We start from the raw sequence: 4528 nt of genomic DNA on the forward strand, positions 1-4528 counted from the left end.
TATTTTATGTCTACAAACTTATTCTAACACCAGTTTTTGTTCGGCATGATTACTAATGGATATCTTTTGAATAATAAACTTTGTGAAACATTAAAAAAATTAAATATAAACAATATTCAAATTACTTTAGATGGAGAGCCTAAAGTTCATAATGCTAGAAGGAAATTAAGAAATGGCAATCAAGATACTTTTAATGTTATTTTAGAAAATTTGAAAATTGCTAAAAAAGAAAATTTAAATGTTAATATTAGAATAAATATAGATACAAATAATTTCATAAGTAGCGAAAGATTGTTAAAAATATTGCAAGATAACGATTTAAATAACTTTAATATTGATTTAGGATATATTGAAAACTTTAATGATTTAAATTGTTCGAATATAATCAAAAAGAAAGATTTTTTTAACTATCGTTTGAATTTTAATAATAAACTTTTGAAATATGGATTTAAAAATTCAAATCTTTATCCTAAACAAAATATACTATTTTGTGGAGCATACTCTGAACAATCTTTCGTTATAAATTGGAATGGTGATATTTATAAATGTTGGAGTGATATTGGAAATAAAAAAAGTTCAATAGGAAATATTAATATTAACAATTTAAAAATTTTAGAAAATAAAAAATATGATTTAAATTATATTTTTCAAAGTGAATGTTCTAGTTGTAATATTTTGCCTATTTGTTCAGGAGGGTGTCCTCATTTGTATTTAAAAGAAAATGATAGAAACTGTTCAATTTATAAATTTAAGCTTAAAGAAATATTGCAGGAACAGATTTTAAAATCAGAGAAGGAGGTAAAAAATGGAAGTTATAATAATGGGAAATGATTTTTTTGAAGAAGAATTAAATTTATCAGAATTTTTAGAATGCACAGCTGATTGCTCGTCATTTTGTATTGACTGTACTTTGGGCTGGAATATTAATCTTGAAAAGGAGGCCAAAAATTGAATAATACTTATACCGAAAAGATTATTATGAATAGTTTTCAAGGTAATGGTAATCTAATTTTTTTAAAAGGATTAAATATCAATACTCTTGAAATTAAAGGTAAGTTAACTGTTTTAGATGATTGTAATTTTGAAAAATTTGTTTTTTCTGGAAAAGCAGAGGTAGGAAATCTGTTAGGAAATACACTCCAACTTCATGGATCTATCGTTGGAAAAAATATATCTGCTGAAAATATTGATATATTTGGAGAGTTTAATTTAGAATCTATTCTTGGAAAAAATATAAATATAAAAGGTGGAAATGGACATATTAATTCTATAAAAGGAGATTCTATTTCGATTTTGGGTGCAAGTGAAGAAGATAAAAGAAATGCAATAAATGGAATTGATAACATTTTTAAAGAGAGTTTTTTTAAAAAAATTAGTGAATATATTAATTTCGATAAGTTAAAAGAGCATATGAATTCTGAAGATTCCTATATATATATTGATAAAATTGTAGGAAGAGATATAAAGTTAAAAAATGTAATAGCTAATTATGTGGAAGGTACAAATATAGAAATATTAGAAGGATGTAAAATTAAAGTTTTAAATAAAAATAATATATAAAATCGTTCCCTAATGAGTTTAATTAAGTTAGTTTAATAGTTTTATGAAAATTAAAGATGTATTAGAAGCTAAAGAGTCAGCTCAAAAACAGAAGTAAAAAAAATTTATACAAAAAATATTGAAAAATTTGAACTCAAGGAATAAAAATAGTATAATAAAATTAAAACTCAAAGTTGTGAATATCACAAAATACCGCAGGTGTAGTGCGGGTGAATAGTTATTTGAGTTAATGTATTAAGAAGAACCAGTTTTAGGAAATATTACCCCATATTTAATATGGAATATTTCTAAAAGAACAAGATTAGAATTGCATTTAGGGTAAATTAATGGATTCGTCTTAAAAGTTTTGAAAATACGTTCAGCCCAAGAAATTTTGTCTTTAAAAAGCTTAATTTTCTTGGGTTTTTTCTTTTTATGTCTTCTTGAGTAAAGTCCGAATCTTCTAATCATTTTAAAATCTTCCGGAGGAATATACGATAATAACCTTCCTATGAATTGCTCTATAGGGAGAGTTAAATAAATTTTTTTGAAGAATCAGGTTTTTGATTGTATTTAGCAATTTCAAAAATATTATTAATCTTTTTATCTGAATTAACATAAAAGCCAGTTTTGTATTTATGATAACAAAGTGAAATTTTATTCTTTAAATTTCTATGATTTTTTAGTTTGCAATTTTTTAAAAAAAAGCTTAAAATAGAAAAGAGAATATTTTATTCCAAATTTAAATTTTAAGAAAGGAAGTGTAATATGAAATCAGTTACTAGATTAAAATCTATAAGCATAAAAAATATAAAAAACGTAAAAAATGGATCTATAGAATTGCCTCAATCGATAGATGAAAGTGGATACGTTAAGCAATCAGATATAATAGGTATTTATGGACAAAATGGATCTGGAAAGACAGCAGTAATTGAATCTTTAAATATATTAAAAATTTTGATTTCAGGAGAAAAGTTACCTAAAGATACAATAAACTTAATATCAGCAGATGCTGTAAGTGCAGACTTAGAGTATGAGTTTTACGCATTTATTAAAGATAAATTAAGTTTAATAAAATATAAAGTTACTTTAGAAAAATCAACTGTAAAAGATGACGATAGTGATGTATTAAAACATGATTTTAGAGTAATAGATGAAGAGATTTATTCTTTAGATTTACCTAGAGAAAAAGGTAAAAGATACAAGGTGTTAGGAGCTTTTTTCAGTACAAAGGAAATTTCACCTAAAAATTTAAAAGATTATCTTATTTCTGATGAAGATGCAAGAGTAGAGTTTAGAGTTTTAGAAAATAGATTACAAAGTGAAAGAAGGAGTTTGATTTTCTCAAAAGTTTTTTTAGATAAACTACCAAAAGATAGTTTTAAAGAATTGGCTGATGTTTTAGAAGCAATGAGATATTATGGAGCTATGAATTTAACTGTTGTAGAAAATAGAGATTCAGGAGTTATTAATGCAAACTTTTTAATTCCATTAAGTTTTAGACATAGCAATAATGACAAAGTATCTCATGGAAAGATAGGACTATATTTAAATCAACCTAATGAAGTTCTAGTAGATGAGTACGATCTCATTCAAAATGTTTTAGGACAAATGAATATAGTTTTAAGTAAAATAATTCCTGGATTAACAGTTACTACTAAAGAACTGTCAAGATCGTTTAATGAAAAATCATCACAGATGGTAAAATTTCAATTGTTTTCTAAAAATGGAGATGTAGAAATTCCATTAAGATATGAGTCTGATGGAATTAAAAAAATAATTTCAATACTAAGCTCGTTTACTGTTGTTTATAATAATTCCAATTATTGTTTGGTAGTTGATGAGCTGGATGCTGGAATATTTGAATATCTTTTAGGTGAAATATTGGAAATTGTTTCTAAATATGGAAAAGGACAGCTTATTTTTACTTCTCACAATTTAAGACCTTTAGAAGTACTTAATAAAGATAACTTAGTTTTTACAACAACTGATAAAGAAAATAATTATACAAAACTTTCAAATATAAAAGTTACAAACAACATCAGAAATGTATATATGAAAAATGTAATGCTTGGAAGTAGTAATAAAAAAGATGAGTTATATAATGAAACTGATAGCTATGAAATAAAAAAAGCTTTTAAAAAAGCTGGAAGTGGTAAGTAATGGCTAGAAAAAAAGTTGTAATAGTAATAGTAGAGGGTATTAGTGATGAAATGGCTTTAGAAGGTAGTTTAAGAAATTTATACAGAAGTAAAGAGGTCAGATTTAAAGTTGTTAGAAGCGATATAACAAGTGATAGGAATAGTAGCAGCAATAATATAAAGGCAAAAGTTGCAGAACTTATAAAATCGGAGATGTCTAGATTTTCTTTAGATAGAGAGGATATTTTAAAAGTTATACATATAGTAGATATGGATGGTGCATATATTAATGAAGACGCAATAAAGGAATCATCTGAAATACAGGAATTTAAATATACTGAAACTCATATATTAGCTCCAAGTATAGAAAAAGTAGTAGAACGTAATGAAAGAAAGGCTAAAAATTTAAATGTTCTATCTTGTCTTAATAAGATTAATGTTTCTTTAGACTATTCTCTTTATTATTTTTCATGTAATCAAGAGCATGTTCTTCATAATTTAATTGATGTTCCAGATAACCAAAAAAGAACTCTTGCAGAAAAGTTTAATGATCAGTATGAAGATAATTTAGATGAGTTCAAAGATTTTATTACAAGTGAAGAGTTTGCTGTAAAAGGTAGTTATTTAGAGACATGGGAATTTATAAAAAAAGATAATAACTCGTTAAAAAGATTTTCTAATATTCATCTTCTCTTAAAAGAGGAAAATTTAATATAAATAGTTGAGATAACAAAAACAGGTACCGGAAAGGTACCTGTTTAGTTTTATTTAACTTGTGAGAAGTTAAATAGATTATTAAAATTTATTTTTGATATAATTATATGAATTTTAATAATAAAAAGGATATT

At 24.5% G+C, this 4528-nt stretch carries 6 protein-coding genes; 5 read left to right on the forward strand and 1 reads right to left on the reverse strand.

Annotated features, from left to right (window positions below):
* Window positions 1-45: 45 nt before the first annotated feature.
* Genes HMPREF0202_RS07610 through HMPREF0202_RS07615 form a run of 3 tightly spaced genes read left to right on the forward strand, consistent with a single transcriptional unit; the run spans window position 46 to window position 1560 of the window.
* The gene (locus tag HMPREF0202_RS07610) at window positions 46-831 is read left to right on the forward strand and encodes a radical SAM protein (RefSeq protein ID WP_023052409.1); all 786 of its coding nucleotides are present in this window, start codon (window positions 46-48) and stop codon (window positions 829-831) included.
* Window positions 806-952, forward strand: a complete 147-nt coding sequence (locus tag HMPREF0202_RS15115) for a hypothetical protein (protein ID WP_023052410.1) — start codon at window positions 806-808, stop codon at window positions 950-952. Before HMPREF0202_RS07610 ends, HMPREF0202_RS15115 begins: the two co-directional genes overlap by 26 nt.
* Entirely contained in the window at window positions 949-1560 is a 612-nt protein-coding gene (locus HMPREF0202_RS07615; RefSeq protein WP_040406885.1) for a hypothetical protein, read from the forward strand. The genes HMPREF0202_RS15115 and HMPREF0202_RS07615 overlap by 4 nt, the downstream gene beginning before the upstream one ends.
* 234 nt (window positions 1561-1794) lie before the next feature.
* Here HMPREF0202_RS07615 and HMPREF0202_RS15725 read toward each other — a convergent pair whose 3' ends face one another.
* Window positions 1795-2082, reverse strand: a complete 288-nt coding sequence (locus HMPREF0202_RS15725) for a transposase (RefSeq protein WP_084537654.1) — start codon at window positions 2080-2082, stop codon at window positions 1795-1797.
* A gap of 225 nt (window positions 2083-2307) precedes the next feature.
* On the opposite strand from HMPREF0202_RS15725, the gene HMPREF0202_RS07625 reads away from it, so the two are divergent.
* On the forward strand, window positions 2308-3702 hold the full coding sequence (locus HMPREF0202_RS07625) for an AAA family ATPase (RefSeq protein ID WP_023052413.1): 1395 nt from the start codon (window positions 2308-2310) through the stop codon (window positions 3700-3702).
* Complete coding sequence (locus HMPREF0202_RS07630; protein WP_023052414.1) at window positions 3702-4397, forward strand: hypothetical protein; 696 nt, start codon at window positions 3702-3704, stop codon at window positions 4395-4397. Before HMPREF0202_RS07625 ends, HMPREF0202_RS07630 begins: the two co-directional genes overlap by 1 nt.
* Window positions 4398-4528 lie beyond the last annotated feature (131 nt).

The organism is Cetobacterium somerae ATCC BAA-474 (assembly GCF_000479045.1).
Lineage (GTDB): Bacteria > Fusobacteriota > Fusobacteriia > Fusobacteriales > Fusobacteriaceae > Cetobacterium_A > Cetobacterium_A somerae.

Coding starts and splice junctions, on each gene's coding strand:
- HMPREF0202_RS15115 (WP_023052410.1), top strand. CDS start 806: ATGGAAGTTATAATAATGGGAAATGATTTTTTTGAAGAAGAATTAAAT.
- HMPREF0202_RS07610 (WP_023052409.1), top strand. CDS start 46: ATGATTACTAATGGATATCTTTTGAATAATAAACTTTGTGAAACATTA.
- HMPREF0202_RS07625 (WP_023052413.1), top strand. CDS start 2,308: ATGAAATCAGTTACTAGATTAAAATCTATAAGCATAAAAAATATAAAA.
- HMPREF0202_RS07630 (WP_023052414.1), top strand. CDS start 3,702: ATGGCTAGAAAAAAAGTTGTAATAGTAATAGTAGAGGGTATTAGTGAT.